We start from the raw sequence: 26,110 nt of genomic DNA, 5'->3' as shown, positions 1-26,110 counted from the left end.
ATTGTAGGCAAGCGCGGGCCCGCAGGCGGCCTCAGCGATTGACGCCCATCCAGTTGATGCTCTGCGAACCGGTGATCATGACGCGTCCGCGGCGCTTGATCACCGTGTCGGTCGAGCGTGACGACATCCCGAGCATGCCGATGTACAAGGTGCTGCGGGTCTTGACGATGGCCCGAGAGCCATCGGGCGCCACGTCCACCGACACAATGGTCTGACTGGAATCGGGTTTGAAGCGGCCACCGCTGCGTGCGCGCAGCTGGGCCATCTGGCCGATCAATTGGGTAATGCCATCGCACGTTTCCTCGCGATCCTGCTGCATCTGCCGCGAGCGGCCCTCGATCCACACTGTCCCGCGCTGAAGGTAGTCCTCCGACATCATCGCGCACAGTGCCGGCGCATCCAACGCCTCCCCCGCTTCCATCTGCGCCACATAGAACGCCTGCACATCGGCCTCGGTCAATGTGTCGCGCCCGAACCACAGCCAATACGCCACGCCGGCCGCAATGGCCAGCACGCCCAACATCGCGAGTGTTCGCACCTTTGACTCCCCCTGTGACGTCCCTGTTCCCGGCGCCTTGCACGCCGGGGGCATCTCGATCCAACGCCTCAGATCATGCCCAATGTCGGCGCCCTCGCCAAGCACGCCGCAAGGGGCCAGCGCGACGCGCACGATGGGCTTACCGCAGCGCGGGCCACTCGGCGACAATGGATGCCAGCTCGCTGCCCCAGGATCGCCATGTTCGAGATCGCCGTCGTCTTCCTGGTCGTGACCGCGTTGATGGCCTACGTCAACCGCCGCTTCATCGGCCTGCCCGACACCATCGGCGTCATGGTGGTGGCCATGCTGGTGTCGTTCTCGCTGATTGGGCTGGACGCGCTGGGCGTGGCGACCTTCCGCGAGCACGCGACCGCGTTGCTGCGCTCGGTCGACTTCAGCGAGGTGCTGATGCAGGGCATGCTCTCGATGCTGCTGTTCGCCGGCGCGCTGCACGTGGACCTGAGCGAACTGCACAACTATCGCTGGCAGGTGGGCCTGCTGGCGGTCGGCGGCACGCTGGTCTCCACGATCATCGTGGCCTACGGGCTGTACTGGTTGCTGCCGATGCTGGGCCTGCCGCTGGCGCTGCCGTGGTGCCTGGTCTTCGGCGCCTTGATTTCCCCGACCGACCCGATCGCGGTGATGGGCATCCTCAAGTCGGCCCGCGCGCCCAAGAGCCTGGAGCTGGTGATCTCCGGCGAGTCGCTGTTCAACGACGGCGTGGGCGTGGTGCTGTTCGTGCTGCTGCTCGAGGCGGCCTCCATGGGCGATACCCCGGGTGCCGGCGAGGTCGCCAAGCTGGCCGTGCACGAGGTCGGCGGCGGCCTGCTGCTGGGCGGCATCCTGGGATATGCGACCTACCGCCTGCTCAAGAGCATCGACAGCTACCAGGAAGAAGTCCTGATCACCCTGGCCGCGGTGCTGGGTGGCTACGCGTTGGCCAACCGCCTGCATGTGTCCGGGCCGCTGGCGATGGTCGTGGCCGGGCTGATCGTCGGTAACCGCGGGCGGCGCCTGGGCATGTCCGATACCACGCGCAAGTACCACGACCTGTTCTGGGCGCTGCTCGACTCGATCCTCAATGCCGTGCTGTTCGTGCTCATCGGCCTGGAAGTGCTGGTGGTTCCCTTCAGCCTGGCCCTGCTGGGCGCGGCCGCGCTGACCATCGCGGTCACCCTGCTGGCGCGGCTGGTGGCAGTCGGCACGCCGATCGCGGTGCTGCGCAGCGGGTTCGGCCTGCCGCGCGGGTCATGGAAGGTGCTGACCTGGGGTGGACTGCGCGGTGGCATCTCGGTGGCGCTGGTGTTGTCGCTGCCGGCCGGCGAGACCCGCGACATGCTGCTGGGCATCACCTATGTCGTGGTGGTGTTCTCGATCCTGGTCCAGGGACTGACCATCGGCCGGGTCGCGCGCAGCCTGCCGATCAGCCAGGCGCCGCCACGGCCTGACGCGAGCGATCCACACGCGCACTGAATCCAGACATGAAAAAGCCGGCTCGCGCCGGCTCTTCATGTTGCCTCGAAGCCTGTCCCAAGTGCCCTCAGGACGTCATCCGGTCCCAAAAGCCCTTGACCCCGTCCAGGAACGTGGCCGACTTGGGCGAGTGCTTGCGCGCGTCGTCGCCCCCGAAGGTGGCCTCGAACTCCGCCAGCAATTCGCGCTGACGCGCGGTGAGGTTCACCGGCGTCTCCACCACGACCTTGCAGAACAGGTCGCCGGTGGAACGGCTGCGCACCGACCGCACGCCCTTGCCGCGCAGACGGAAGAGCTTGCCGGTCTGGGTCTCGGCCGGAACGCGGATCTCCGCCTCGCCGCCCAGGGTCGGCACACGCACCGTATCACCCAAGGCCGCCTGCGAAATGCGGATCGGCACGTCGCAGTGCAGGTCGTCGCCGTCGCGCTGGAAGATCTCGTGCTCGCGCACGCGCACTTCCACGTACAGGTCACCGGCCGGCGTGCCCGCCGGACCGGCTTCGCCCTCGCCCGCCAAGCGGATCCGGTCACCGGTATCCACGCCCGCCGGGATCTTGACCGACAGCACCCGCTCCTCCTCCACGCGACCGGCGCCATGGCAGGTCCCGCAGGGGTTACGGATGACCTGGCCGCGGCCTTCGCAATGCGGGCAGGCCTGCTGCATGGTGAAGATGCCGCGCTGCATGCGCACCTGGCCGCGCCCGGCGCAGGTGGTGCAGGTCTCGGTCTTGCCATCTTCCGAACCGCTGCCGTGGCAGGGCTCACAAGCGGCCATGGTCGGGATCTCGATGCGCTTGTCCACGCCGGCCACGGCTTCTTCCAGGTCCAGCTCCATCACGTAGCCGATGTCCGCGCCACGCCGGGCCGCGCGCGCGCCGCCTCCACCGAAGATGTTGCCGAAGATGTCCCCGAAGATATCGCCCATGTCCGGGCCGCCGAAGCCGGCGCCAGGACCGCCACCGCCCATGCCGTGCTCGAAAGCGGCGTGGCCATGCTGGTCGTAGAGGCGACGCTTGCCGCCGTCGGACAGGACCTCGTAGGCCTCCTTGCACTCCTTGAAGGACACCTCGGCGGTGGCATCGCCTGGGTTGCGATCAGGGTGGAACTTCATCGCGCAACGACGATAGGCCTTCTTCAGCTCCTCGTCGCTGGCGTTGCGGGCGACGCCCAGAACCTCGTAGTAGTCGCGTTTGCTCATTGCCGGATGCAGCCTGCGTTGAATGGGGAATCATGGCATCGACGCCGGGCCTTCGAAGGCCTGCGGCGGGCGGTGCCGGAAACGCCGGAGGAGCGGAGCCGTAGCCCCGCTCCTCCATGCGTTCCTATTGCAGCATCGGGCTGCGCTTACTTCTTGTCGTCCTTGACCTCGGTGAACTCCGCATCCACCACGTCGTCGGTCGCGCGGTTGGCCTGCTCGGCGCCGCCCTCGGCACCCGGCGCACCGCCCTGCTCGCCCGCCGCGGCGGCGGCGTAAAGCGACTGGCCGGCTTCTTCCAGCGCCTTGGATTTGGCCTCGATCTGGGCCTTGTCGTCGCCCTTCATCGCGGTTTCCAGTTCACCCAGCGCGGCTTCGACCTTGCCGATCACATCGCCGCCGACCTTGGAGCCATGCTCGGTGATCGCGGTACGGGTGGCGTGGATCAGGCCATCGGCCTGGTTGCGGGCCACGACCAGTTCCTGGAACTTCTTGTCCTCGTCGCGATGCGCCTCGGCGTCGGCGACCATCCGCTGGATCTCGTCGTCCGACAGGCCCGAACCGGCCTTGATCTCGACCTTCTGCTCCTTGCCGGTCTTCTTGTCCTTGGCGGTCACGTGGACGATGCCGTTGGCGTCGATGTCGAAGGACACCTCCACCTGCGGCATGCCGCGCGGCGCCGGGTCGATGCCCGACAGGTCGAAGCGAGCCAGCGACTTGTTGAAGCGAGCCTGCTCGCGCTCACCCTGCAACACATGCACGGTCACGGCCGACTGGTTGTCCTCGGCGGTGGAGAAGGTCTGCGAGGCCTTGGTCGGCACCGTGGTGTTCTTCTCGATGATCTTGGTGAATACGCCACCCAGGGTCTCGATGCCCAGCGACAGCGGGGTCACGTCCAGCAGCAGCACGTCCTTGACGTCACCGGCCAGCACGCCGCCCTGGATCGCGGCGCCCAGCGCCACGGCCTCATCAGGATTGACGTCCTTGCGCGGCTCCTTGCCGAAGAATTCGGCCACGGCCGCCTGCACCTTGGGCATGCGGGTCTGGCCACCGACCAGGATCACCTCGCCGATGTCGCTGGCACGCAAGCCGGCATCGTTGAGCGCGGTGCGGCACGGCTCGATCGACTTCTTGATCAGGTCCTCGACCAGGGCTTCGAGCTTGGCGCGGGTCAGCTTGATGTTCAGATGCTTCGGACCGGAGGCATCGGCGGTCACGTACGGCAGGTTGACCTCGGTCTGCTGCGAGGAGGAGAGCTCGATCTTGGCGCGCTCGGCGGCGTCCTTCAGGCGCTGCAGAGCCAGCGGGTCCTTGTGCAGGTCGATGCCCTGGTCCTTGTTGAACTCGTCGACCAGATAGTCGATGACGCGCGCGTCGAAGTCCTCGCCACCCAGGAAGGTGTCGCCGTTGGTGGCCAGCACTTCGAACTGCTTCTCCCCGTCGACGTTGGCGATCTCGATGATCGACACGTCGAAGGTGCCGCCGCCCAGGTCGTAGACCACGATCTTGCGGTCCTGCGAATCGCCCTTGTCCAGGCCGTAAGCCAGGGCCGCGGCGGTGGGCTCGTTGATGATGCGCTTGACGTCCAGGCCGGCGATCTTACCGGCGTCCTTGGTCGCCTGGCGCTGGCTGTCGTTGAAGTACGCCGGCACAGTGATGACCGCCTCGGTGACGGTCTCGCCCAGGAAGGCCTCGGCGGTCTTCTTCATCTTCTCCAGCACGCGGGCGGAGATTTCCTGCGGGGCCATCTTCTTGCCGTCGGCGGTGGCCACCCAGGCGTCGCCGTTGTCATGGGCCAGGATGCCGTAAGGCACCAGGTCCAGGTCCTTCTTGACTTCCGCGTCGGTGAACTTGCGGCCGATCAGACGCTTGACCGCGTAGAAGGTGTTCTTGGGGTTGGTCACGGCCTGGCGCTTGGCCGAGGCACCGACCAGCACTTCGCCGTCCTTGGTGTAGGCGACGATGGAGGGCGTGGTGCGATCGCCTTCCGAGTTCTCGATGACGCGGGCCTTGCCGCCTTCCATGATCGCCACGCACGAATTGGTCGTGCCGAGGTCGATGCCGATGATCTTGCCCATGGTGATTACTCCGTAAAAGCGAAGGTTTGTCGGGTTGGGGCCGGGTGCGTGCCCGGCCGATGAACCAGATATAAGGACGCTGTGACGCGCTTCAAGCGCTCGTGGAACACAAATTTCCGGCCGCCCTGCGGCCGCTCAGTGCCCGCTCAGTCGTGACGCGCGACGACCACCAGCGCAGGACGCAGCAGACGGTCGTTGAGCAGGTAACCTTTCTGGAACACCTGGATCACGCTGCCCGGGGCCGCGCCGTTGGGCTCGGCCTGGCTGATGGCCTGGTGGTGTTCCGGGTTGAACGGCTGGCCCATCGGGTCCAGCACGGTCAGGCCGTTGTCGTCGGCCACCTTGAGCAGCTGCTTCTGGGTCAGTTCCAGGCCCTCGCGCAGTGGGCTGGGTTCGGTGCCGGCGGCCAGCAGGCCGGCGTCCAGGCTGTCGAAGACCGGCATCAACTGGCCCAGCAGCTTTTCATTGGCGAAGCGGCGCGCTTGCTCCACGTCGCGGGCCACGCGCTTGCGCTGGTTCTCCAGGTCGGCACGATCCAGCAGGACCGAGGCACGGACCTGGTCCAGCTCGTTGCGCAGGGTTTCCAGCTCGGCCTGCAGCAGCGCCTCGGTGGTCTGCTCGGCGGAGGTGGTGTCGGCCGTCGGCTGGCCGTCGGTGTATTCGTTTGCAGTCATGCTCCAGATCCGTCGTTGGCGGGGGTTGGTCCGCCGCAAGGCCCAGCTATGGGGCCGGCGTGGACGGATTCAAGTCATCCCCGGGACGCAGCATTGCCGCGCCGAGCGCATCGGCGGCCGCCTGGACCACCGGAATCACCGTCTGGTACGCCATCCGCGTGGGCCCGATCACGCCCAGCACGCCCAGGACCTGACCACTGGCCCGGTACGGCGCGGCGACCAATGACATGCCATCCAGCGGCGCCAGGCCGGTTTCCTCGCCGATGAAGATGCGCACGCCCGGGGCACTGATCGTGCGTTCGAGCAGTTGCAGGATCTCGCGCTTGCGGGCGAAGGCCTCGAACAGTTCGCGCAGGCGGTCCAGGTCGGACAGGTCCTGCACGCCCATCAACCGGGTCTGGCCGGCCAGCACCATGTCGTCGTCGGACGGCACCAGGGCGTGTTCGGCCAGTTCCACGGTATGGGCCAGCAGGCCTTCCATCTCCGAGCGGGCCGCACGCAATTCGCGCAGCAGCGTGGCCCGGATCTCGGAAATCGGCCGCCCGGCGAAATGCGCGTTCAGGTAATTGGCCACCCGCTCCAGCTCGGACGGGTCGTACAGCCGGCGCGGCTCGATCACCCGGTTCTGCACGTCGTTGTCGGCGAAGACCAAGATGGCCAGCACCCGGCGCCCGTCCAGCGGCACAAAGTCGATATGCCGGAACGCGAACTGCTCGCGCTTGGGCGCCCCAACCACGCCGACGAAGTGGGTCATGGCCGACAGCAGCTCGGAGGCATTGCCCAGCAGGGCCTGGGTACCGGTGCCGGACGGCAGCTCGGCACGCAGGCGGGCGACCTCGCGCTCGGCCAGCGGCTGCATCTGCACCAGGCTGTCCACGAAGACCCGGTAACCCTGCGCGGTCGGCACCCGGCCGGCGGAGGTGTGCGGCGAGCTGAGCAGGCCGGCATCTTCCAGGTCGGCCAGGATGTTGCGGATGGTGGCCGGACTCACGTCCAGGCCCGAATGCCGGGCCAGCGTGCGCGAGCCGACCGGCTCGCCGTCATGGATGTAGCGGGCGATCAGCGTGCGCAGCAGTTGCCGTGCACGCGCATCCAGTTCTGGCCGTCGGGAACTCATGGCCGATAGATAACGGCCCGGACCGGGGTTTGCAACTGCCCGCGCACGGTCTCAGCACGTGCGCCGCCAGGCCCTACAATGCCGGCCGCATATGCTCAGACATCTCACCATCAAGGACTTCGCCGTGGTCCGCGCCACGGACCTGGAATTCGGCCCCGGCATGACGGTGATTTCCGGCGAGACCGGCGCCGGCAAGTCGCTGCTGGTCGACGCCCTCGGGTTCCTGTCCGGCCTGCGCGCCGATGCCGGCGTGGTGCGCCACGGCGCCCAGCGTGCCGAACTGTCGGCCGAATTCGAGCTGCCGCCCAAGTCCCCTGCCCTGGCCTGGCTGGTCGAACACGCTCTGGACGAGGCCGGCGCCTGCCAGCTGCGCCGCGTGTTGCGTGCCGACGGCGGCTCTCGCAGCTGGATCAACGGCCGCAGCGTGACCCTTTCGCAGTTGAGCGAACTGGCTGGGCTGCTGGTGGAGATCCACGGCCAGCACGAACACCAGGCCCTGCTCTCCAGGCCGCGCCAACTCGCCCTGCTGGACGCCTTCGCCAACTGCCAGCCGCAGGCCGAGGCCGTGCGCCGCGCCGCCGCGGCCTGGAGCCAGCGCCTGGACGAACGCGAGCGACTGACCGCCCAGGGCGACGTCTCCGACCGGTTGAATTACCTGCAGCACCAGCTCGACGAGCTCCGCGCCGAGGACCTGGGCCCCGAGTCGATCGAGGCCCTGGTGGCCACGCATCGTCGGCAGGCGCATGCCGCCACCTTGATCCAGGCCTGCGACGACAGTCTGGGCAGGTTGTCCGGCGAGGATGCGCCCTCGGCCAGCCAGCTGTTGCTGCAGACCCGCGGCGAGCTGGCCCGCGCGGCCAGCCACGAACCGCGCCTGGGCGAGGTCGATGCCCTGCTGGACAGCGCCCAGATCCAGCTGGAGGAGGCGCTGGGCCTGCTCAACCAGATCCGCGACGACCTGGACGTGGACCCGGACCAGTTCGAACAGGCCGAGCGTCGCCTGACCCGCCTGCACGACTTGGCGCGCAAGCACCGGGTCACGCCGGAACAACTCGACGAGGTGGCGAGCCGGATCGAGCAGGAACTCGAAAGCCTGCGGGGCGCCGGCGAGCGCCTGGCCGGCCTGAACGCCGAGATCGAAGCCGCCCGCCAGGCCTGGAAGACCGCCGCCGCCGCACTCACCAAGGTCCGCACCAAGGCCGCCGCGGCGCTGGCAAAACAGACCAGCGCCCTGATCGGCGAACTGGGCATGGGCGGCGGCAAACTCGACGTGCTGCTCGAACCGGTCGACACCGAGCGCCCCGACCCACAGGGCGCCGAGCGGGTCGAACTGCTGGTGGCGGCCAACGCCGGCCAGCCGGCGCGCCCGCTGCGCAAGGTCGCCTCCGGCGGTGAACTCTCACGTATCTCGCTGGCCATCGAAGTGGCCGCACTGGGCTCGGACGCGGTGCCGACGATGGTCTTCGACGAGGTCGATTCCGGCATCGGCGGCGCGGTGGCCGACATCGTCGGCAAGAAGCTGCGCGACCTGGGCCGCCAGCGCCAGGTGCTGTGCGTGACCCACCAGCCACAGGTGGCCGCGCAGGGCCACGCCCACTACCGGGTCAGCAAGGCGCCGGTCGAGGGCATGACCCAGTCCTCGGTCGAATCTTTGGATGCGCCGGCGCGCCGCGAGGAACTGGCACGCATGCTCGGCGGGGTGCAGGTCAGCGCCGAAGCCCGCGCCGCGGCCGGCAAGCTGCTCGAAGCCATCGACTGACGCCTCGGGCACCATGCAAAAAGGCCGGGATCTCCCGGCCTTTTTTGCGTTCACGGCGGTGGGCTTACTTGCGCTTCTTGCGCACGTAGAGCACCAGCGAGTGCTCCTCGATCTCGTAGCCGTGCTCGGCGGCGATCTTCTCCTGCAGGGCCTCGATCTCCTCGCTGGAGAACTCGATGACCTTGCCCGAATCGATGTCGACCATGTGATCGTGGTGCTCGCCCCGGTCCAGCTCATAGACGGCCTGGCCGCCCTCGAAATTGTGTTTCAGCACCAGGCCAGCGGCCTCGAACTGGGTCAGGACGCGATACACCGTGGCCAGGCCGATCTCATCGCCCACCCCGATCAAGGCGCGATAGATGTCCTCGGCCGTCATGTGCCGGGGCTTGGCTTCTTCAAGCAGGGCCAGGATGCGCAGGCGCGGGTGGGTGACCTTCAAGCCGGCCTTGCGTAGATCGAGCGATTCCATCGGGGGCTCCCATTCATTGGCGGTTTAGCGCCAGCTGCCTTGCGATTGGGTCGCGGCGAGGGGCGCAGTGTATCATCGGGCGGTTCCTTCCCGACCCTTGCAGACGTCTTGTTCATGCGCAAATTCCTGCTTATCGCCGCACTCGGCCTGGCCACTTCCGGCTGCGGCATCATCTACAAGCAGCCGATCTATCAGGGCAACCTGATCGACAAGGAAGACGTCGACCAGCTCGAAGTCGGGCTGAGCAAGCAGCAGGTCCTGGCCCTGCTGGGCACGCCCTCGGTGGCCGACCCGTTCCACGCCCAGCGCTGGGACTACACCTCCACCCAGCGCACCGACCGCCTGGGCCACGTGCAGATGAAGAACTTCACCGTCTTCTTCGACAACGACAAGGTCAGCAAGTGGGAAGGCGACTACTTCCCCAACCAGGACGACGAACTGGCACGCAATAGCGTGCGGCAGTTCGGCCCGAACCTGGCCAAGGACAAGAAGAAGGACCACGGCGGCGGCTGATCGCTCCGCCTGCCGTCCGCCAAGCGCCGGACCCAGAGCAAGGGCGTCTCCTTAAGCCCTTGCCTTCAGAGCTTCGCAGCGCGCCGTCGGCGCGCCTCCTTTGGATCGACCTGGAGCGGCTGCAGCAGTTCCACGCGATCGCCATCGACCAGCGGTGTCGCCGCAGTCGCCAGCACCCCAAAAACCGCCAAACCGGCCGGCGCCGGACCTGCGCCAAGCCCTGACGCCTGCACCGCGTCCCCGACCGTCGCCCCCTCGGGCAGCGTCAGTGTGACCGCCTCATAGCCACGCGCCCGGGCCTGGACCACCTCGATCCGCATGCCCCGCTCAATCGCCCAGGTCTGCGGTCCGCACGAAGTCGTCCACCATGCGGTCGGCCAGTCCCTGGAACCCCAGGGTGAAGGCGGGGCCCAGCAGTCGGCTGGACGGCTCGAAATCCAGGGTCAGGGTGACCTTGCTGACATCGTCGCCCAGCGACTGGAACTCCCACAGCCCATGCAACTTGCGGAACGGGCCGTCCTTGAGCTGCATGTCGATGCGGCCCGGGCGTTCCAAGGTGTTTTCGGTGGTGAACCAGGTGCGCAGGGCTCCCAGGCCCAGATCCAGCCGCGCGACCATGCGTTCATCGCTGGATTCCAGGATCTCGGCCCGGTCACACCAGCCGAAACGTCGTGGATAGGCCTGGACGTCGTTGACCAGATCGAACATGTACTGGGCCGGATGTTCGACCAGGGCGCTGCGACGAATGGTGGGCATCTTGGGAGTGCGTGTGGGCCTGTGAAAAGTTCTACTCGCCGGGAATCGGCCCATCGGCGACAATGGGCGGATGGCAAAGAAGTCGGACAAGGATAAAGCAAACAGCACGGGCACCATCGCGCTGAACAAACGCGCGCGCCACGAGTACCACCTGGAGGAACGGATGGAGGCCGGTCTTGCATTGCAAGGCTGGGAACTCAAGTCCATCCGCGCCGGGCGCGCCAACATCGGCGAGAGCTATGCGGTGGTGCGCCAGGGCGAGTTGTTCCTGTTCGGCGCGCAGTTCACCCCGCTGATCCAGGCCTCCACGCACGTCGTGGCCGACGACCGCCGCACCCGCAAGCTGCTGCTGCACCGGCGCGAGATCGATACGCTGGTGGGCAAGGTCGAGCGCGACGGCTATACCCTGATTCCCACCGCGATGTACTGGAAGGGCAACAAGGTCAAGCTGGAACTGGCCCTGGCCAAGGGCAAACAGACCCACGACAAGCGCGCCAGCGAGAAGGACCGGGAGTGGGCCCGCGACAAGCAGCGTCTGATGCGCCGGCACAACCGCGACGCGTGAACTCGGCCGCGATCAGGTCTCGGCGAGCATCTTGACCAGGTTCGGCACGCCCCTGCCCTGCATGTAGGGATCGCGGCCGATGTCATTGCAGCGCGCCAGCAGCTCGTCCTTGACCTTGTCGGGGAAGCCGATGAACTCGCGCCGCACCGACAGGAACGCCGCCACCAGTCCGGACACATGCGGGGCGGCCATGCTGGTGCCGCTCATCTCCACCATCCAGGTGGAGCGATCGCGCACCCGGTAGTCGTAGTGCGCCGAGATGATCTTCTCGCCCGGCGCCACCACATCCGGCTTGCGCCGCCCATCGGCGGTGGGCCCCTTGGAAGAAAAATACGACACGCCGTAGGTGCGCGGATTGGACTTGTGGACCGAACCGACCGCGATGGCCTCCTCCAGGTTGGCCGGGTCGCCGATGGTCATGTCCATATTGGCGGCCAGCGCCATCCCATTCTGCTGCACCAGCCAGGCCAGGCCCTCGTTGCCGGCCGCCAGCACCACCACCACGCCCTGGCGCCACAACCGGCGCAGCTCGTTGCAGAGCGGAGTGAAGCCACAACCGTAGCTCTCCGCATCGAACCAGCCGCCCAGGCTCAGGTTCACCCCGTGGATGACCAGCTGACCGGCCTGTTCGTTGATGCGCGCCACCTGCTGGATGCCCTTGATGATCCATGAGTCGCGCCCGTTGCCGGCATCATCGAGCACCTTGAAGCCGTACAGCCGCGCCTGCGGCGCGACGGCGGTGAAGTCCACCGGCTTTCCCCCCTTGTCCCCGGGCAGCGGCGCACTGCATTGCCCGGCGATGATGCCGGCCACGTGCGTCCCATGACCAGCCCGGTCCAGGTGCGTGAACGCGCGCCCATCGTCTGGGCCGAGTTGGCGCGGGCGTCCCCGCACCGTGCAGTCCCACTGCGCCACCACGGTCGGGTGCGCCTTGTCCGCGTGGAAGTGCGGATGGCCCGCGGCGATGCCCGTGTCCAGCACCGCCCAGCCGATGTCCTGGCCCAGGGCGTGGTAGGCCACCTGCGCCGCATCGGCCTGGATGACGCGGCGCGAGCGGTCCAGCAGCGCCCGCTTGCCCGCGTCACGCCACAGGCGCTTGAAATGCAGTGCCTGATAGTCGTCGCGCAGCGACTCGATCTCAAACCGGGTCAGGCGCGCGGAGACGAAACGTTCCAGCGTGTCCTCCAGCACGATCGTCTCGTCCAGCGCCTCACCCGATAACCCGGTCTGGCGCCCGGCCAAGGCGCGGATTTTTTCAACCAGGGCCAGCCGCACCGCATCCTGCGTCAACCCGGCGGACAACTGGTCCAGTTCGAACAACACCTCATGACGGGCTGCATTGCCCTCCGCCTCCATGCGGTCGGACAGATCCTTGAGCACGACGGTCTGGGTCACCGGCTGGTCGAAGCCGGCCCCGACCACGCCGCGCACGCGCTGCCGGACCGAGTCGATGGACAGATAGCCAGAGCCGGAATGCGGATTGCGCGGTCCATCGGGGTTGATCCCAGTCCCGGCCTCGTTGCTGAACCGCCCATTGGCGCCCTGGATGTCGTCGCCCAGGTCCGCGTCCAGGGCGACCGGGTCGCGTCGGTCGGCCACGTTGTGCCAGGCCCGCACGCAGGCGGGGAACGGCAGCTTCCGCTTACCGATGTCCTGCTTGAACATGCTGCGCACCGCCGGCAACCCAAGCGGCGAGCCCAGGGTCAGGAACAAGGCGACGTCACACTCGCTGGCCTTGAGCTTGCGCAGCACCTCGTAGGCGATCATCGAACCCTGGCTGTGGCCGATCACCACGAATGGCCCGCCACCGGCGAGCAGGCGCTCGCGCAGGCTCTCCTCCATCGCCTGCCGCCGCGCGGGGACGAAGAAGAAGTCGTGCACGTCCTGCAACAGCGCCGCGCTGACCAGGCGCAGCAGGATCTCGTTCAACCCGGACCACAGGCTGCTGGCAGCCGGACCAGACGGCGCGGCGGCGCCGGCCTGCATCTGGTCCAGCAACGCCCGAAGGTCCGCCTGCTCACGCGGCGTGGTCGCCAGGTCGTCCACCAGGTCTCGTAGGTCCCCGGGGCCCGGTGGCAGCCCATACACCGACAGCAGGCGCTGTTCGGCCTGGCTGATGGTCGGCCCCTCGTCGCGCTGCGCGCAGGTGGCCACTTCCGGCACCGGGTAGCGCGCGCGATTGACCCAGTAGGCCATGCGCGTGCGCTCGCCCATCGCCATGCCGAACAAGGCCTTGTCCCACTGGCAGCGCAGCACCTCGGCCGGTGGCTTGTTGCCGATGCCGTGCACGTACACCACGGTCATTGCCCGCCCCTGGGCCGTGGCCATATAGCCGGTGCGCCCTGCGGCCTGGGTCTGGTCCGGATTGGAAGCGCGCCCCTTTCCCGGTCGCGCGCGTGCCGGGGTCCGCGGAGCGGTCGTACGCCTGGTCGCCATCCTGGAAGTCCTCCCTGTCTGCCGATGTGTCAGCCTCAACGCCCGCGACGCGGGCCTGCGGCCACGCAACGCAGGCTAACCCCGCTGCGTCGCACGCCTTGTGACTCGTGTCCCCGGCCCCTACACTGGCGGCATCGGGACAATCTTCCGACCTTGTTCGAACCGGGGGTGCACTGGCTTCGACGGGGGTTGCGAAATTACCTGGTGCATGCCGAGGGGGTAGCTTTCCTCGTAAATCCAGCTGCAAACTTCTAGTTGCCAACGACGACAACTACGGTTCGGACTTCGCTCTCGCCGCCTAAACAGCAGTGTTGAGTTGTAGTTCTACAGCCGCCTAAGGCGAACCCCCGAAACCACTTGTGCCCGTGCTCGTGGATGTAGGGTCATTATCACGGAACCGGCTTTGACGGCTGCCTGTCAGTCATCGCTTAACTAAAACAGGCTGGTCCTGGGGTGCGTTTTGCACACCGTGCTGCCACAGGACGAGATCCAACGGTGAGCTAAGCATGTAGTACCGGGGATGGAGTGCCTTCGGACGCGGGTTCGACTCCCGCCACCTCCACCAACACCTTGTTCGGCCGGTCCTGGCGAACAAACACGAAGGGCCTGATCGGACTGGAAGCTCCAGCATGATCAGGCCCTTTTTGTTTTGCTCGGCGCGCGATACGCCACGGCGCGGGACCATTGGAAGATGCCCCGGGCGCTCGGCCCGGGCACCTCCGGTGGCCGATCAGCCTGCCGGCTTGGCGCGCAGGCTTTCCATCACTTCGTAGCAGGCGCCCATGGTGTGGTAGTCGGTCTTGCCGGCCGGACTCTTCTCGTCGCTGTACTTGGTGTTGTCCGCATGCAGGATGCGGTACCAGGCGCCGTATTGGTGGTCGATCATGTGCGCCCAGGCGTACTGCCAGAGCTTGTCGTACCACGCCCAGTAGCCGGCGTCCCCGGTGCGCTGGGCGAGCAGCGCCGCCGCAGCCAGGCTCTCGGCCTGAACCCAGAAATACTTGTCGTCGTCGCAGACGCTACCGTCCGGCGCGAAGCCATAGGCCATGCCGCCGTGGACCGGATCCCAGCTGCGCGCCAGCGCGGTATCGAACAGGTGACGCGCGGTGGGCACCAGCCAATCGGCCTGGGTCTCGCGGTCCAGGATCAGCAGCAGCTTGGCCCACTCGGTCTGGTGCCCCGGCTGGAAGCCCCATGGACGGAACAGGTGCTTGGGATCGTCCTTGTTGTACTCCCAGTCCACGTTCCAGTCGGTGTCGTAGTGCTCCCATACCAGGCCATCGGCCTTGGCCGCCTGGCGCCGGGTCATGTGGTCGGCCAGCAGCAGGGCGCGATCCAGGTAGCGCGCCTCGCCGCTGGCCTGGTAGGCCGCGATCATCGCCTCGCACATGTGCATGTTGGCGTTCTGGCCGCGGTAATCGCTGAAATGCCAGTCGGCGTCGGCCTCATCGCGATAGAGCCCGGGACCGGCCTCCCAGAAGCGCGCTTCCAGCAGGTTCCAGGTCTCGTCCATCCAGTCCCGCGCCTCTTGCACGCCAGCCTTGAGCGCGCTGGCATAGGCCAGCAGCACGAAGGCCACGCCGTAGCAATGGTTGGTCGTGTCCTCGGCCACGCCATCGCGCAGCGTCCAGATGTAGCCGCCATTGGCTGGATTGCGGTGCACGTCGCGCAGGTAGCGCAGGCCGTGCAGCATCGCCGCGTAGTACTCCGGGCGCTGGAACTCGCGCCAGGCCATCGCATAGTTGAAGACGAAGCGCGTGCTGCTCACCAGATGGCGGTGGCCGGCGTCGTAGACGGTGCCGTCGTCCTTGAAATACTGGAAAAAGCCGCCGCGCGGATCGAGCGCGCGTGGGTGGTAGAACGCCATCGTCTGGGCGACATGGTCGCGCAGGACATCGACAGAACGGAAATCGGGAGTAGTCATTGCATTCCTGAAACGAGAGCGAGAACGTCCTTACGGGTCGGCATGGCCGCGAAAGCGCCGGCGCGCGTGACTGCCACCGCGCCGACGGCGGTGCCGAATCCCACGGCTTCGGCCACTTTGTCCGGATCAGCGCAGAAGCCATCGAGCCCCTGCCCTGCGCCTCCCAGTTCGACCAGGCGCAGCAACAGTCCACCGACGAAAGCATCGCCGGCCGCGGTAGTGTCGCGCACCGTGACCTCGAAGCTGGGCACCATGCCCGAGCCGTTGCGGGTGGTCCAGCGCACCGCGCCGGGCCCATCGGTCACCACGATCAGGCGCGCGCGCGCGGACAACAGCCGCGCCACGACGGCCACCCCGTCACCCTGCCCGCCATCGAGGAAGGCCAGTTCCTCACGCGAGAACTTGACCACGTCGGCCTCGGCCAGCGCCTGTTCGATCACCGGCGTCGGATCCATGCCCTGCGGCCACAGCGCCGGACGCAGGTTCATGTCGAAACTGACCACAGCCCCCGCCTGGCGCGCCAACCGCGCACCGGCCAGGCTGGCTTCGGCGATCTCCGGGGCGGTCAGACTGTTGGAGCAGAAATGGAAGACGTCGGCCCGCGACAGGCTGCCGGCGTCGAAATCCGAGGCACGGAACAGCAGATCCGCCGCGGGCGGCCTGTAGAAACTGAAGCTGCGATCGCCGGTCTGGTCCAGCGCGACGAAGGCCAGCGCCGTGCGCGCCTGATCGGTCCAGACAATGTGGTCCACGCCGACGCCAGCGGCGACCAGTTCGTCATGCAGGAAGGTTCCGAACATGTCGCGCGCCAGCATGCCCACGAACTGCGCATCCGCCCCCAGCCGCGCCGCGGCGACGGCCACGTTGGCCGGGGCACCGCCAGCGTACTGCGCAAACGCCCTGGGCTGTCCCTCGACCGGCGGCTGAGCGAGCAGATCCACCAGGACCTCGCCGAAGCAGACCAGGCGCACGGGTGCCGGCGCAGTCACGCCCGCCTCCTCAGCCGGCGACATGGCGCGCCCTCCCTCGCGCCCGGAAGCGCGGTCTTTCCAGCGTGGAACAGGCATAGAGCGTGGAGCTCACGATGGGAGCGATCAGCATGGGATGGAAGGTTTCCGTGCATTTAAATCGTTCTAAATTGTGCACGGACCCGCGCCGCTTGCCTACCCGTCCGACCCGGGCAAGGTTTCACGCCGCCCGGGAGGCCTGAACCAGGCTCGCCCCAGGTCTGGCCTGAACGCGGCCAGGTGTGGACCTGCGCGGGTAGCGCGGGTCGCCCGTGCCGCAGGCATCACGCCCATCGAGCGCACTTCCCCTGCTCAATCGCCAACCCGATCCTCGCGCGGCACGGTCTCGGCGCGGCGGAAGATCGGCGGGACACAGATGCCTCATGGCCTGGTCCGGAAAAGAACGACACCAAGACAGCTCTCTGCGTAGCGCTGCCACGGCGTCCACCAAGCCACCGCCATGTGGACAGGCTTCCGCTACAATCGCCCCGCAACGCGAAACGGGCCGCGATACGCGGCCCGTTCCAGGGTGGGGATCCGTTGGCAGTGCGGGGGTCAGGAACCCTGCTGCTCCACCGGCACCACGCGAATCTCCACGCGGCGGTTCTGCGCGCGGCCGGCATCTGTATCGTTGCTGGCGATCGGATAGCGCTCGCCCATGCCGATGATCTCGAAGCGCTGGCGCATCAGCCCCTGCCCGATCAGGTAGTCGGCCACGGTATTGGCGCGCGCCTCGGACAAAGACTGGTTGGCCGCATCGCTGCCGACGCTGTCGGTGTGGCCGCTGACCTCCACAATGGTCTGGTTGTACTGCTTGAGGGTGGAAGCCACGTTGTTGAGCGCGGGGTAGAACTGCGGCTTGAGGTTGGACTTGCCGAAGTCGAAGGTCACCCCATCAGGCAGGTTGAGCTTGATGACATCGCCATCGCGGCTGACGTCGATGCCCGTCCCGGCCGTTTGCCGGCGTAGTTCGGCCTCCTGCCGATCCTGGTAGACGCCGATGGCGCCACCGGCCAAGCCGCCCACGCCGGCACCCACCAGGGCGCGCTGACGGCGTTCGGTGGCGTCATGGCCACTGAGCAGGCCGACCGCAGCGCCGATGCCAGCGCCGATGAGCGCGCCATTGCGGGTGCGGTTGGGATCGTTGGGATCGTTGGTCTGACCGGTATAGGTGGCGCAACCGGCCAGCACGCTGGCCGAAAGCACGCCGCAGAGCAGCGCGCGCGAAAGGATCTTGTTCTGCATGGTGTCTCGCTCCCCGGGGCGGCCCGGCTTTGTTGCGGTGTCCGCACGCTAGCGGCAAAAGCGACAAAGCAGCATGAACCCCCGTCCCTCCACGTCGGGCCCCATTCAGCCGCGCGAAGACCCTATTAAGGTTCAGCGGGTCGCCGCGTAGGCCGCCAGCGCGCCTTCCCGGCCCGCCGCCAGGCCCACGATCGGCTGGCGCGGATACGTCGGCGCCAGGCGCGCGAGCAGATCCGCAGACTCCCAAGGCGCGAAGCGCGCCTTGACAGGCAGGGTCTCCAGCTCCGGCACCCAGCGGGTGATGTAACGCGCCTGCGGGTCGAATTTCTGCGCCTGGGTCACCGGATTGAACACGCGGAAATACGGCGCGGCGTCGGCGCCGGTCCCAGCCACCCACTGCCAGCCCAGGGTGTTGTTGGCCAGATCCGCATCCACCAGGGTGTCCCAGAACCAGCGCGCTCCTTCCAACCAGTGCATGCGCAGGTGCTTGGTCAGGTAGCTGGCCACGATCATGCGCACACGGTTGTGCATGACGCCGGTGTGCCAGAGCTCGCGCATGCCCGCATCCACGATCGGCACGCCGGTCATGCCCCGCTGCCAGGCCTTGAGCATGGCGGGTTCGGCCTTGGCCCAGTCGAAATGCGCAAAGCGCGGGTTGAGGTTGTCCTCGACCGTCTGCGGAAAGTGGTGCAGCAGGTGGTAGGCGAACTCACGCCAGACCAACTGACGGATGAAGCCGTCGATGTCCTTGTCCAGCCTGGCTGTGCGCACCTGCTCCAGCTTCGCGATCACCCGCCACGGCGCGATCTCGCCGAAGTGCAGATGGGGCGACAGGCGCGAGGTGCCGGTACGGTCCGGCAGGTCGCGCTGCTCCAGGTAGCCCTGCAGGGCGCCGTCGATGAACACCTCCAGCGCCTCGTGCGCCCCGGCTTCGCCCGGTTGCCAGATGTCCCAGAAGCCGGTGTCCCACCCAAGGCGGGGGGCCAGTCCAAGGGCATCGACGCCATCGCTGCGCAGCCTGGAGGACACACCGGGCAACGCGCGCGGCGCCTCCAGCAGGCTGCGCTGCGGCAACGAGGCCATCACGCTGCGGTAGTACGGGGTGAACACCTTGTAGGGTCCGCCGCTCTTGGTTTCCACGTCCCAGGGCTCGGCCAGCAACGCCGCGTTGCAGCTGCGCACCTCGAATCCCTGTTCCTTGAGCGCCTTCTTGATCGTCGCATCGCGCGGTTGCGTGGTCGGCTCGTACTTGCGGTTCCAGAACAAGGCCTGCGCGCCGCTCTGTGCGATCAGGTCCTGCAGCACCGCACTGCTGTCGCCCTGGCGCACCACCAGCCGCGAGCCACGCGCGTGCAGGTCCTGGCTGAGGGCCTTGAGCGAGCGATGGCGCCAGGCATTGGAGGCCGCGCCGGGCGCCCAGCCGCCCTCCTCGTGCGGGGCGTGAATGTAGACCGGCACCGGGTCGAACCCGGCCTCGAGCGCGGCATGCAGCGCGGGATTGTCGGCCAGCCGCAGGTCGCGGCGGAACCAGACCAGGGCAGTGGCCATGGACAAGATCGATCCGGGAAGAAAACGGCGCCATCATGCAGGCGCCGCGTTGCAGCGGCGGTGAAACCGGCCGTGCTACTCGAAGCTGCCCACCGAGTCGTGCGCGAGATTGTCGAAGCGGGTGTATTCGCCGAAGAACTTGAGCTTGATCGACCCGGTCGGGCCGCTACGCTGCTTGCCGATGATGATCTCGGCCAAGCCCTTGTCCGGCGAATTTTCCTTGTTGTAGTAGTCATCTCGGTAGATGAAAACGATGACGTCGGCGTCCTGCTCGATGGCGCCCGATTCGCGCAGGTCGGCCATCACCGGGCGCTTGTCGGTGCGCGTCTCCAGCGAGCGGTTGAGCTGGGACAGGGCGATCACCGGCACGTTGAGCTCCTTGGCCAGGCCCTTGAGCGAACGGCTGATCTCGGAGATTTCGGTCGCGCGGTTTTCGCTGTTGCCCGGCACGCTCATCAGCTGCAGGTAGTCGATCACCACCAGCCCCAGGTCGTGCTCGCGCTTGAGGCGGCGGCACTTGGAGCGCAGCACGTCCGGCGACAGTCCGGGCGTGTCGTCGATGAAGATCTTGGTCTCCTTGAGCATGCGGATGGCCGCGGTGACACGGCTCCAGTCCTCGTCCTCCAGCTGGCCGGTGCGCAGGCGCTGGGCGTTGATGCGCCCGTTGGAGGAAATCAGGCGCAGGGCCAGCTGCGCAGCGGACATTTCCATGGAGAACACCGCCACGGCCTTCTTGGACTTGATCGCGGCGAATTCGGCGATGTTCAGGGCGAAGGTCGTCTTGCCCATCGCCGGACGTGCGGCCAGGATCAGCAGGTCGGTCGGCTGCAGGCCGGCGGTCATCTGGTCGAAGTCGGTGTAGCCGGTCGGCAGGCCGGTCACGTTGCCGCCGTTGTTGAAGCGGTCCTGCAGCACCGAGAACGCGTCCTTCAGCGCGTTGGGCATGGCCACGAAGTCGGTGCGCCCGCGCGAACCCGCCTCGGCGATGGCGAAGACCTTCTGCTCGGCATTGGCCAGCAGTTCGGCGCTCTCGCGCCCCTCGGGCTGGAAGCCGTCGTTGACGATCTCGGTGCCCACGTCGATCAGCTGGCGCATCACCGCCTTGTCGCGCACGATCTCGGCATAGGCGGCGATGTTGGCCGCCGAGGGCGTGGAGCTGGCCAGCTCGATCAGATAGGCGCCATCGGCGATCAGGTCCGACTGGCCCTGCCCTTCGAACCATTCGCCCAGGGTCACCGCGTCGTAGGGCCGGTTGCGCTCGGCCAGCTCGCTGATCGCGCGATAGATCAGCTGGTGATCGCGCCGGTAGAAATCATTGGGCGTGAGTTTGTCGTTGACCCGGTCATAGGCGTCGGTGACCAGCATCAGGCCGCCGAGGACCGCCTGCTCGGCTTCGATCGAGTGCGGCGGCATGCGCAGCTGTTCGATGCGCGAGTCGCTGGGATCGTTGCGGAATTCGCGATCGCGATTTCGATCGCGGCGGGGAGCAGCCATGGTGGATTCTCGGGCAAGAAACAGGCGCGCACAGGCGTCACGCCATGGTAGTCAGCCGGCGGCCCGGCCGGTATGGACAAAGCTGTGGATAAGCTCTGGAGAACATGTGCGCTTGTCGTCGCACCGCCTGCGATCACAGGCGCAAACGACAACGGGCGCCTCGCGGCGCCCGTTGCATCAAACCGCAGACCCGGACAATCAGGCTTCGGCTTGGACCACCACCTTGACGGTGACTTCGACGTCGGCGTGCAGCTTGAGCAGCACGTCGTACTCGCCGACGTTGCGCAGCGGGCCGTCGGCCAGCAGCACTTCGCTCTTCTCCAGCGGCTTGCCGGTCTTGGTGAAGGCCTCGGCGATATCGCGCGGGCTCACCGAGCCGAACAGCTTGCCTTCGGTCGAGGCATTGGCGTAGACGGTGACGCTGGCGTCCTCGAACTTGGCGGCGCGGCTGGACGCCTCGTCGTGGATGCTCTTGGCCTTGGCTTCGTAGTCGGCGCGCTTGGCCTCGAACTCGGCCAGGTTGGCGGCAGTGGCCGGCACGGCCTTGCCCTGCGGGACCAGGTAGTTGCGGCCGTAGCCCGGCTTGACGCTGACCTTGTCACCCAGGACACCCAGGTTGGTCACTTTCTGCAGAAGGATCAGATCCATTTCATTGCTCCGTTATTCGTTAGCGGCACACCTGGCGCCGCAACGCTTGCTGTCCGAATAGGACGGGATTAAGACGCCGGGACTGGCGTCCCGGACATCCGGGCTTCCTCGAGCAACCCGCACATGGGAGTGCGGGCGCTTCCGAGGAGACTCGGATCAGACGTCGTGGTTGTCGGTGTACGGGATCAGGGCCAGGAAGCGGGCGCGCTTGACCGCGGTCTGCAGCTGGCGCTGGTAACGCGCCTTGGTGCCGGTCACGCGGCTCGGCACGATCTTGCCGGTCTCGGTCAGGTACTGGCGCAGGGTGTTGAGATCCTTGTAGTCGATCTCCTTGACACCTTCGGCCGTGAACTTGCAGAACTTGCGGCGACGGAAGAACTTGGACATGTCAGGGTTCCTTAGGCGGCTTCGGAGGAGTCGGCGTCGTCGGACTTGCCGGACTCGTTGCTGCTGTCGTTGCTGTCGTCATCACGACGGCGACGCTCGCCACGCTCGGGCTTGTCGTTCTTCTCGTCCTTGCTCTTCATGATGATCGACATCTCGGTGTCGGCCACGTCGCCGTCGCGCTTCATGATCAGGTGACGCAGGATGGCGTCGTTGAAGCGGAAGGTCTCGGTCAGCTCGGCCAGAGTGGCCTGGTCGACTTCGACGTTCATCAGCACGTAGTGGGCCTTGACCAGATTCTGGATCGGGTAGGCCAACTGGCGGCGGCCCCAGTCTTCCAGGCGCACGATCTTGCCGTTGCCGTTCTCGATGATGCCCTTGTAGCGCTCGACCATGGCCGGCACCTGCTCGCTCTGGTCCGGGTGGACCAGGAACACGATCTCGTAAAAACGCATGTGTTGTTCCCTTTCGGATGAAGGCCGATTCCACCGGAACCGACCGGACAGCCCCCCGCTGGATGCGGTGGAGCAAGAGCCCCGCGAACCGTAGACGGCCGCAGGGAGCAGGAAATTATGTCAGGTCAAGGAGTTGCGTGCAATCGCCCCGCCACCGGCCGTAGATCGGACCTTGGTCCGCTGGAGCTTTCGCATCAGCCCTTCTGTAAGGAAAGCGGACAAAGGTCCGCTTCTACGGGGTGCGGAAAGCAGCGGACCGAGGTCCGCTCTACGGGGGCGTGGCGACCCCCGCGCTCCTACCCGGCCTCAGGCCGCGTCGGCCTGGGTCGTGAAGCTCTCGCCGCAGCCGCACTCGGCGGTGGCATTGGGATTGGCGAACAGAAATTCCTCGCCCAGCCCACGCTTGCCGAAATCGATGGTGGTGCCATCGACCAGGGCCAAACTGTCGGCGTCGACGTAAATGCGCACGCCGTCCTGCTCGAACACCGTGTCGCCGGGACGGGCTTCACGGGCCAGCTCGGTTACATGACCCCAGCCCGAGCAGCCGGTGCGGGTCACGCCGAAACGCAGCCCCAGCGCGCCGGGCGTGGTCTGGACGAACCGCTGCACGCGCTGGTGGGCGATCGGGGTAAGCGTGATGGACATGACCGAACCTCCAAGTGACACCGGGTCAGTATAAGGCGCGCACCGAGTACAGCGTCGCGTCTGGCGGCTGAACAGGCGTGCCGCCCGCGCAGCCAACCGGTAGACTTGCGCGCTCCCCTACATCGGGCCGGCAGGGCCAGGAATCAACGATATGACGGTGGTAAGCGTCGAACATGCGCTGGCGGGCAAGCTCCCGGCCGGCGGCGAGGTGACGGTCCGTGGCTGGGTGCGCACGCGGCGCGACTCCAAGGCGGGGCTGTCCTTCGTCAATGTGAGCGACGGCTCGTGCTTCGCCCCGATCCAGGTGGTGGCCCCCAACACCCTGCCCAACTACGAGTCGGAGGTGAAGCATCTGACCGCCGGCTGCGCGGTGATCGCCACCGGCACCCTGGTGGCCTCGCAGGGCCAGGGCCAGAGTTTCGAGATCCAGGCCGAATCGGTCGAAGTGGTCGGCTGGGTCGAGGACCCGGAGACCTACCCGATCCAGCCCAAGGCGCATTCGCTGGAGTTCCTGCGCGAGGTCGCGCACCTGCGCCCGCGTACCAACCTGTTCGGCGCGGTGACCCGCATCCGCAACTGCCTGTCCCAGGCGGTACACCGGTTCTTCCACCAGAACGGATTCAACTGGATCTCCACCCCGATCATCACCACCTCCGATGCGGAGGGCGCCGGGCAGATGTTCCGCGTCTCCACCCTGGACATGGTCAACCTGCCGCGCAACGCCAAGGGCGAGGTGGATTTCTCGCGCGACTTCTTCGGCAAGGAAACTTTCCTGACGGTCTCCGGCCAGCTCAACGTCGAGGCCTACTGCCTGGCGCTGAGCAAGGTCTACACCTTCGGCCCGACCTTCCGCGCGGAGAACTCCAACACCACCCGGCATCTGGCCGAGTTCTGGATGATCGAGCCGGAGATCGCCTTTGCCGACCTGGCCGAGGACGCGCGCCTGGCCGAGGAGTTCCTCAAGTACCTGTTCAAGGCGGTGCTCGACGAGCGCGCCGACGACCTGGCCTTCATCGCCGAGCGCGTGGACAAGACCGCGATCACCAAGCTGGAGGCGTTCATCAACGCACCGTTCGAGCGCATCGACTACACCGATGCGATCGGCCTGCTGCAGAAATCCGGCAAGAAGTTCGACTTCCCGGTCGAATGGGGCCTGGACCTGCAGACCGAGCACGAGCGCTGGCTGACCGAGGAGCACGTCGGCCGCCCGGTGGTGGTAACCAACTACCCCGAGCACATCAAGGCCTTCTACATGCGCCTGAACGACGACGGCAAGACCGTCGCGGCGATGGACGTGCTCGCCCCGGGCATCGGCGAGATCATCGGCGGCAGCCAGCGCGAAGAGCGCCTGGACGTGTTGGATGCGCGCATGGCGCAGTTCGGCCTGGATGCCTCGCACTACGGCTGGTATCGCGACTTCCGCCGCTACGGCTCGGTGCCGCATGCCGGCTTCGGCCTGGGCTTCGAGCGCCTGGTGGTCTACGTCTGCGGGCTGAGCAACATCCGCGATGCCATCCCCTACCCGCGCGCGCCGGGCAACGCTGAGTACTGAGCATGCATCCTGAGCTGGTCACGCAGTGGATCATCATCGTCCTGGGCGTGGGTGCCTTTGCCGCGGGGGTGATCGGCATCGTGCGCAGCCTGCGCCTGCAGAAGCTGCTGGTGCACAAGCAGGAGCAGGGCCTGGACGCGCAGGCGACCAAGCATGATCCCCAGGTCCGCGCCGCGCTGCGCGGTTTGCGGGTTCCCCTGATCCTGGCCGCGACCCTGGCGGTGGGCTCGGCGGCGGCGCCCTCGCTGGTGCGGATGGCACTGGGATGATCCTGTTCTTCGCCCTGCTGTTCGTGGCCACCGCCATCGCCGGGTTCTGTGCGTTCGTGATTTTCTGGCCGCTGACCCTGGTGCACGTGCGCGACCGCCATCCAGACATCGGCGCGCGCCTGGGACCGGGAGCTTTCATGAAGCCCGCGGCCCTGGCCTGGCTGATCCGGGGCGACTATCGCCAGGCGCGCGATGCATCCCTCAGCGGCCTGGCCACGCCGGCACGGATTTCCGCGGGTGTGATCATTTTCGGCCTGGGCATGGCAGGAGCGCTGTGGCTGGCCTACGAGGTCTTCAAATGAGCGACTCCCCCCACACCCAATGGTGGCTGGCCAGCCTGGGCCGCACCCTGATCTGGGCCCGTCTGCGTATCAAGGACGCCGGCACCGCCGAGGTCCTGGACAGCGATGGCAACACCCTGGCCTACGACAGCGAGGACAGCGCCCGCGCCGCGCTGTTCGATGCCGAGTTCGTCTCCTACGACGGCCTGGACGAGGAAGATGCGCTGCGACGCGGCTTCTCCCTGCACGAGGTCGTGCCCCCCTTCGCCGAGGACGAGGCCGCCCTGCGCCCGCTGATGGTGCAGTCGCTGGGCGGTCGCGCCTGAGCGCCACCACGGTGTACCTGCCGCGGGCTTTTGCCGAAGACGACCTGACGCGGCTGGACGCTCTGGTCGCGCGCGATCCGTTCATCACCCTGGTCACCACCGGCGCCGACGGCAGCCCGCAGGTCAGTCACCTGCCGGTGCTCTACCGGCGCTCGGGTGAGGCGATCCTGCTCGAAGGCCACTGGGCACGTCCCAACCCGCAGGCCGCCCACACCGGGCCGGCGCTGGCCATCGTCCACGGCCCGCACGCCTACGTTTCGCCTTCGGTCTATCCGGACAAGGAGGCGGCCGGCCGCGTGCCGACCTGGAATTACGCGGTCGCCCACCTGCACGGCGCGCTGGAGCGCTTCGATGATGCCGCTTCGCTGGGGCCGCTGGTCCAGCGCCTGAGCGAGCACTTCGAAAGTCTGGTCGGACGCGACTGGCGCTTCGATCCCGAACGCGAGGATCACGCGCGCCAGCTGCGCGGGATCGTGGGGTTTCGCCTGCAGGTCACCCTGCCCGTGCTGAAGTTCAAGCTCAGCCAGAACCACCCGCTCGCCAACCAGCAGGCGGTGGTCGATGACCTGTCCGCACGTGCGGACCCCGAGGCGCACGCGCTTGCGACACTGATGCGCGGCTTGATTGACGCAGCGGACTGACAGACCCGCCGCGGGCGCCGCCATGGCGGCGATTGGGGCTTCGCCGATAACGCCTCATCGCCGCCATGCCGGCTCCCACCCGACCGAACTCGACGCCGTCACCTGCGCGGCGGCACAG

Annotated in this window: 27 protein-coding genes and 1 other RNA gene; 10 read left to right on the top strand and 18 right to left on the bottom strand. The window is 67.2% G+C overall.

Annotation, left to right across the window (positions count from 1 at the left end):
• Positions 1 to 31: 31 nt before the first annotated feature.
• Positions 32 to 538, bottom strand: a complete 507-nt coding sequence (locus PJ250_RS16455; protein ID WP_271645667.1) for a hypothetical protein — start codon at positions 536 to 538, stop codon at positions 32 to 34.
• A gap of 198 nt (positions 539 to 736) precedes the next feature.
• Here PJ250_RS16455 and PJ250_RS16450 point away from each other — a divergent pair, with 198 nt between their 5' ends.
• Entirely contained in the window at positions 737 to 2,011 is a 1,275-nt protein-coding gene (locus PJ250_RS16450; protein WP_271645666.1) for a cation:proton antiporter, read from the top strand.
• A gap of 67 nt (positions 2,012 to 2,078) precedes the next feature.
• On the opposite strand, the gene dnaJ is transcribed toward PJ250_RS16450, so the two are convergent.
• The 4 genes from dnaJ to hrcA all read right to left on the bottom strand — a co-directional run bounded on the left by dnaJ (position 2,079) and on the right by hrcA (position 7,075).
• Positions 2,079 to 3,209, bottom strand: coding sequence for a molecular chaperone DnaJ (gene dnaJ / locus PJ250_RS16445; RefSeq protein ID WP_271645665.1), 1,131 nt, complete (start codon positions 3,207 to 3,209; stop codon positions 2,079 to 2,081).
• A 146-nt stretch (positions 3,210 to 3,355) separates the two neighbouring features.
• The gene (gene dnaK, locus PJ250_RS16440; RefSeq protein WP_271645664.1) at positions 3,356 to 5,284 is read right to left on the bottom strand and encodes a molecular chaperone DnaK; all 1,929 of its coding nucleotides are present in this window, start codon (positions 5,282 to 5,284) and stop codon (positions 3,356 to 3,358) included.
• Positions 5,285 to 5,430: 146 nt separating this feature from the next.
• Entirely contained in the window at positions 5,431 to 5,958 is a 528-nt protein-coding gene (gene grpE / locus PJ250_RS16435; RefSeq protein ID WP_271645663.1) for a nucleotide exchange factor GrpE, read from the bottom strand.
• Positions 5,959 to 6,004: 46 nt separating this feature from the next.
• Positions 6,005 to 7,075, bottom strand: a complete 1,071-nt coding sequence (gene hrcA / locus PJ250_RS16430; protein ID WP_271645662.1) for a heat-inducible transcriptional repressor HrcA — start codon at positions 7,073 to 7,075, stop codon at positions 6,005 to 6,007.
• A gap of 91 nt (positions 7,076 to 7,166) precedes the next feature.
• On the opposite strand from hrcA, the gene recN reads away from it, so the two are divergent.
• Entirely contained in the window at positions 7,167 to 8,834 is a 1,668-nt protein-coding gene (gene recN, locus PJ250_RS16425) for a DNA repair protein RecN (RefSeq protein WP_271645661.1), read from the top strand.
• Positions 8,835 to 8,898: 64 nt separating this feature from the next.
• Here recN and fur read toward each other — a convergent pair whose 3' ends face one another.
• Positions 8,899 to 9,303, bottom strand: a complete 405-nt coding sequence (gene fur / locus PJ250_RS16420; RefSeq protein WP_271645660.1) for a ferric iron uptake transcriptional regulator — start codon at positions 9,301 to 9,303, stop codon at positions 8,899 to 8,901.
• A gap of 114 nt (positions 9,304 to 9,417) precedes the next feature.
• On the opposite strand from fur, the gene PJ250_RS16415 reads away from it, so the two are divergent.
• A complete protein-coding gene (locus PJ250_RS16415; RefSeq protein ID WP_271645659.1) occupies positions 9,418 to 9,816 on the top strand; it encodes an outer membrane protein assembly factor BamE in 399 nt (132 codons plus the stop codon).
• Between the two features lie 65 nt (positions 9,817 to 9,881).
• On the opposite strand, the gene PJ250_RS16410 is transcribed toward PJ250_RS16415, so the two are convergent.
• A complete protein-coding gene (locus PJ250_RS16410; protein ID WP_271645658.1) occupies positions 9,882 to 10,136 on the bottom strand; it encodes an RnfH family protein in 255 nt (84 codons plus the stop codon).
• Between the two features lie 7 nt (positions 10,137 to 10,143).
• On the bottom strand, positions 10,144 to 10,572 hold the full coding sequence (locus tag PJ250_RS16405; RefSeq protein WP_271645657.1) for a type II toxin-antitoxin system RatA family toxin: 429 nt from the start codon (positions 10,570 to 10,572) through the stop codon (positions 10,144 to 10,146).
• Between the two features lie 70 nt (positions 10,573 to 10,642).
• On the opposite strand from PJ250_RS16405, the gene smpB reads away from it, so the two are divergent.
• Positions 10,643 to 11,137, top strand: coding sequence for an SsrA-binding protein SmpB (gene smpB, locus PJ250_RS16400; RefSeq protein ID WP_271645656.1), 495 nt, complete (start codon positions 10,643 to 10,645; stop codon positions 11,135 to 11,137).
• Positions 11,138 to 11,149: 12 nt separating this feature from the next.
• Here smpB and PJ250_RS16395 read toward each other — a convergent pair whose 3' ends face one another.
• On the bottom strand, positions 11,150 to 13,573 hold the full coding sequence (locus PJ250_RS16395) for a S8 family serine peptidase (RefSeq protein ID WP_271645655.1): 2,424 nt from the start codon (positions 13,571 to 13,573) through the stop codon (positions 11,150 to 11,152).
• A gap of 164 nt (positions 13,574 to 13,737) precedes the next feature.
• On the opposite strand from PJ250_RS16395, the gene ssrA reads away from it, so the two are divergent.
• Positions 13,738 to 14,138, top strand: a transfer-messenger RNA (tmRNA) gene (gene ssrA, locus PJ250_RS16390).
• 165 nt (positions 14,139 to 14,303) lie between these two features.
• Here the strand turns inward: ssrA and PJ250_RS16385 are convergent.
• The 9 genes from PJ250_RS16385 to PJ250_RS16345 form a co-directional block, all read right to left on the bottom strand.
• The gene (locus PJ250_RS16385) at positions 14,304 to 15,497 is read right to left on the bottom strand and encodes an AGE family epimerase/isomerase (protein WP_271645654.1); all 1,194 of its coding nucleotides are present in this window, start codon (positions 15,495 to 15,497) and stop codon (positions 14,304 to 14,306) included.
• Positions 15,494 to 16,510, bottom strand: a complete 1,017-nt coding sequence (locus tag PJ250_RS16380) for a carbohydrate kinase family protein (RefSeq protein WP_271645653.1) — start codon at positions 16,508 to 16,510, stop codon at positions 15,494 to 15,496. Before PJ250_RS16380 ends, PJ250_RS16385 begins: the two co-directional genes overlap by 4 nt.
• 549 nt (positions 16,511 to 17,059) lie before the next feature.
• Positions 17,060 to 17,749: a YiaD family glycine zipper/OmpA-like lipoprotein gene (locus PJ250_RS16375; protein ID WP_271645652.1), complete on the bottom strand. Its 690-nt coding sequence runs from the start codon at positions 17,747 to 17,749 to the stop codon at positions 17,060 to 17,062.
• Positions 17,750 to 17,881: 132 nt separating this feature from the next.
• Complete coding sequence (locus tag PJ250_RS16370) at positions 17,882 to 19,297, bottom strand: cryptochrome/photolyase family protein (RefSeq protein ID WP_271645651.1); 1,416 nt, start codon at positions 19,295 to 19,297, stop codon at positions 17,882 to 17,884.
• Between the two features lie 75 nt (positions 19,298 to 19,372).
• Positions 19,373 to 20,791, bottom strand: a complete 1,419-nt coding sequence (locus tag PJ250_RS16365; RefSeq protein ID WP_271645650.1) for a replicative DNA helicase — start codon at positions 20,789 to 20,791, stop codon at positions 19,373 to 19,375.
• Between the two features lie 198 nt (positions 20,792 to 20,989).
• Positions 20,990 to 21,439, bottom strand: coding sequence for a 50S ribosomal protein L9 (gene rplI / locus PJ250_RS16360; protein WP_271645649.1), 450 nt, complete (start codon positions 21,437 to 21,439; stop codon positions 20,990 to 20,992).
• A 156-nt stretch (positions 21,440 to 21,595) separates the two neighbouring features.
• Positions 21,596 to 21,826 carry a 30S ribosomal protein S18 gene (gene rpsR / locus PJ250_RS16355; RefSeq protein WP_093137332.1) on the bottom strand — a complete coding sequence of 77 codons (231 nt, stop codon included), beginning with the start codon at positions 21,824 to 21,826 and terminating at the stop codon, positions 21,596 to 21,598.
• A gap of 11 nt (positions 21,827 to 21,837) precedes the next feature.
• Positions 21,838 to 22,278, bottom strand: coding sequence for a 30S ribosomal protein S6 (gene rpsF, locus PJ250_RS16350; protein ID WP_271645648.1), 441 nt, complete (start codon positions 22,276 to 22,278; stop codon positions 21,838 to 21,840).
• A gap of 306 nt (positions 22,279 to 22,584) precedes the next feature.
• Entirely contained in the window at positions 22,585 to 22,923 is a 339-nt protein-coding gene (locus PJ250_RS16345) for a HesB/IscA family protein (protein WP_271645647.1), read from the bottom strand.
• A gap of 151 nt (positions 22,924 to 23,074) precedes the next feature.
• Here PJ250_RS16345 and asnS point away from each other — a divergent pair, with 151 nt between their 5' ends.
• Genes asnS through PJ250_RS16320 form a run of 5 tightly spaced genes read left to right on the top strand, consistent with a single transcriptional unit; the run spans position 23,075 to position 25,992 of the window.
• The gene (asnS, locus tag PJ250_RS16340) at positions 23,075 to 24,475 is read left to right on the top strand and encodes an asparagine--tRNA ligase (RefSeq protein ID WP_271645646.1); all 1,401 of its coding nucleotides are present in this window, start codon (positions 23,075 to 23,077) and stop codon (positions 24,473 to 24,475) included.
• A 2-nt stretch (positions 24,476 to 24,477) separates the two neighbouring features.
• Positions 24,478 to 24,744, top strand: a complete 267-nt coding sequence (locus tag PJ250_RS16335) for a hypothetical protein (protein ID WP_271645645.1) — start codon at positions 24,478 to 24,480, stop codon at positions 24,742 to 24,744.
• Positions 24,741 to 25,046: a hypothetical protein gene (locus tag PJ250_RS16330; RefSeq protein ID WP_271645644.1), complete on the top strand. Its 306-nt coding sequence runs from the start codon at positions 24,741 to 24,743 to the stop codon at positions 25,044 to 25,046. The genes PJ250_RS16335 and PJ250_RS16330 overlap by 4 nt, the downstream gene beginning before the upstream one ends.
• Positions 25,043 to 25,351, top strand: a complete 309-nt coding sequence (locus tag PJ250_RS16325) for a hypothetical protein (RefSeq protein WP_271645643.1) — start codon at positions 25,043 to 25,045, stop codon at positions 25,349 to 25,351. Before PJ250_RS16330 ends, PJ250_RS16325 begins: the two co-directional genes overlap by 4 nt.
• Positions 25,352 to 25,362: 11 nt before the next feature.
• Positions 25,363 to 25,992: an FMN-binding negative transcriptional regulator gene (locus PJ250_RS16320; protein ID WP_271645642.1), complete on the top strand. Its 630-nt coding sequence runs from the start codon at positions 25,363 to 25,365 to the stop codon at positions 25,990 to 25,992.
• The last annotated feature ends 118 nt before the right edge of the window (positions 25,993 to 26,110 follow it).

Source organism: Pseudoxanthomonas sp. JBR18, from assembly GCF_028198165.1.
In the GTDB taxonomy this organism is placed as follows: Bacteria; Pseudomonadota; Gammaproteobacteria; order Xanthomonadales; family Xanthomonadaceae; genus Pseudoxanthomonas_A.
Note: the sequence above shows the minus strand (reverse complement) of the source record. Positions and strands in the feature narration are given on the sequence as shown.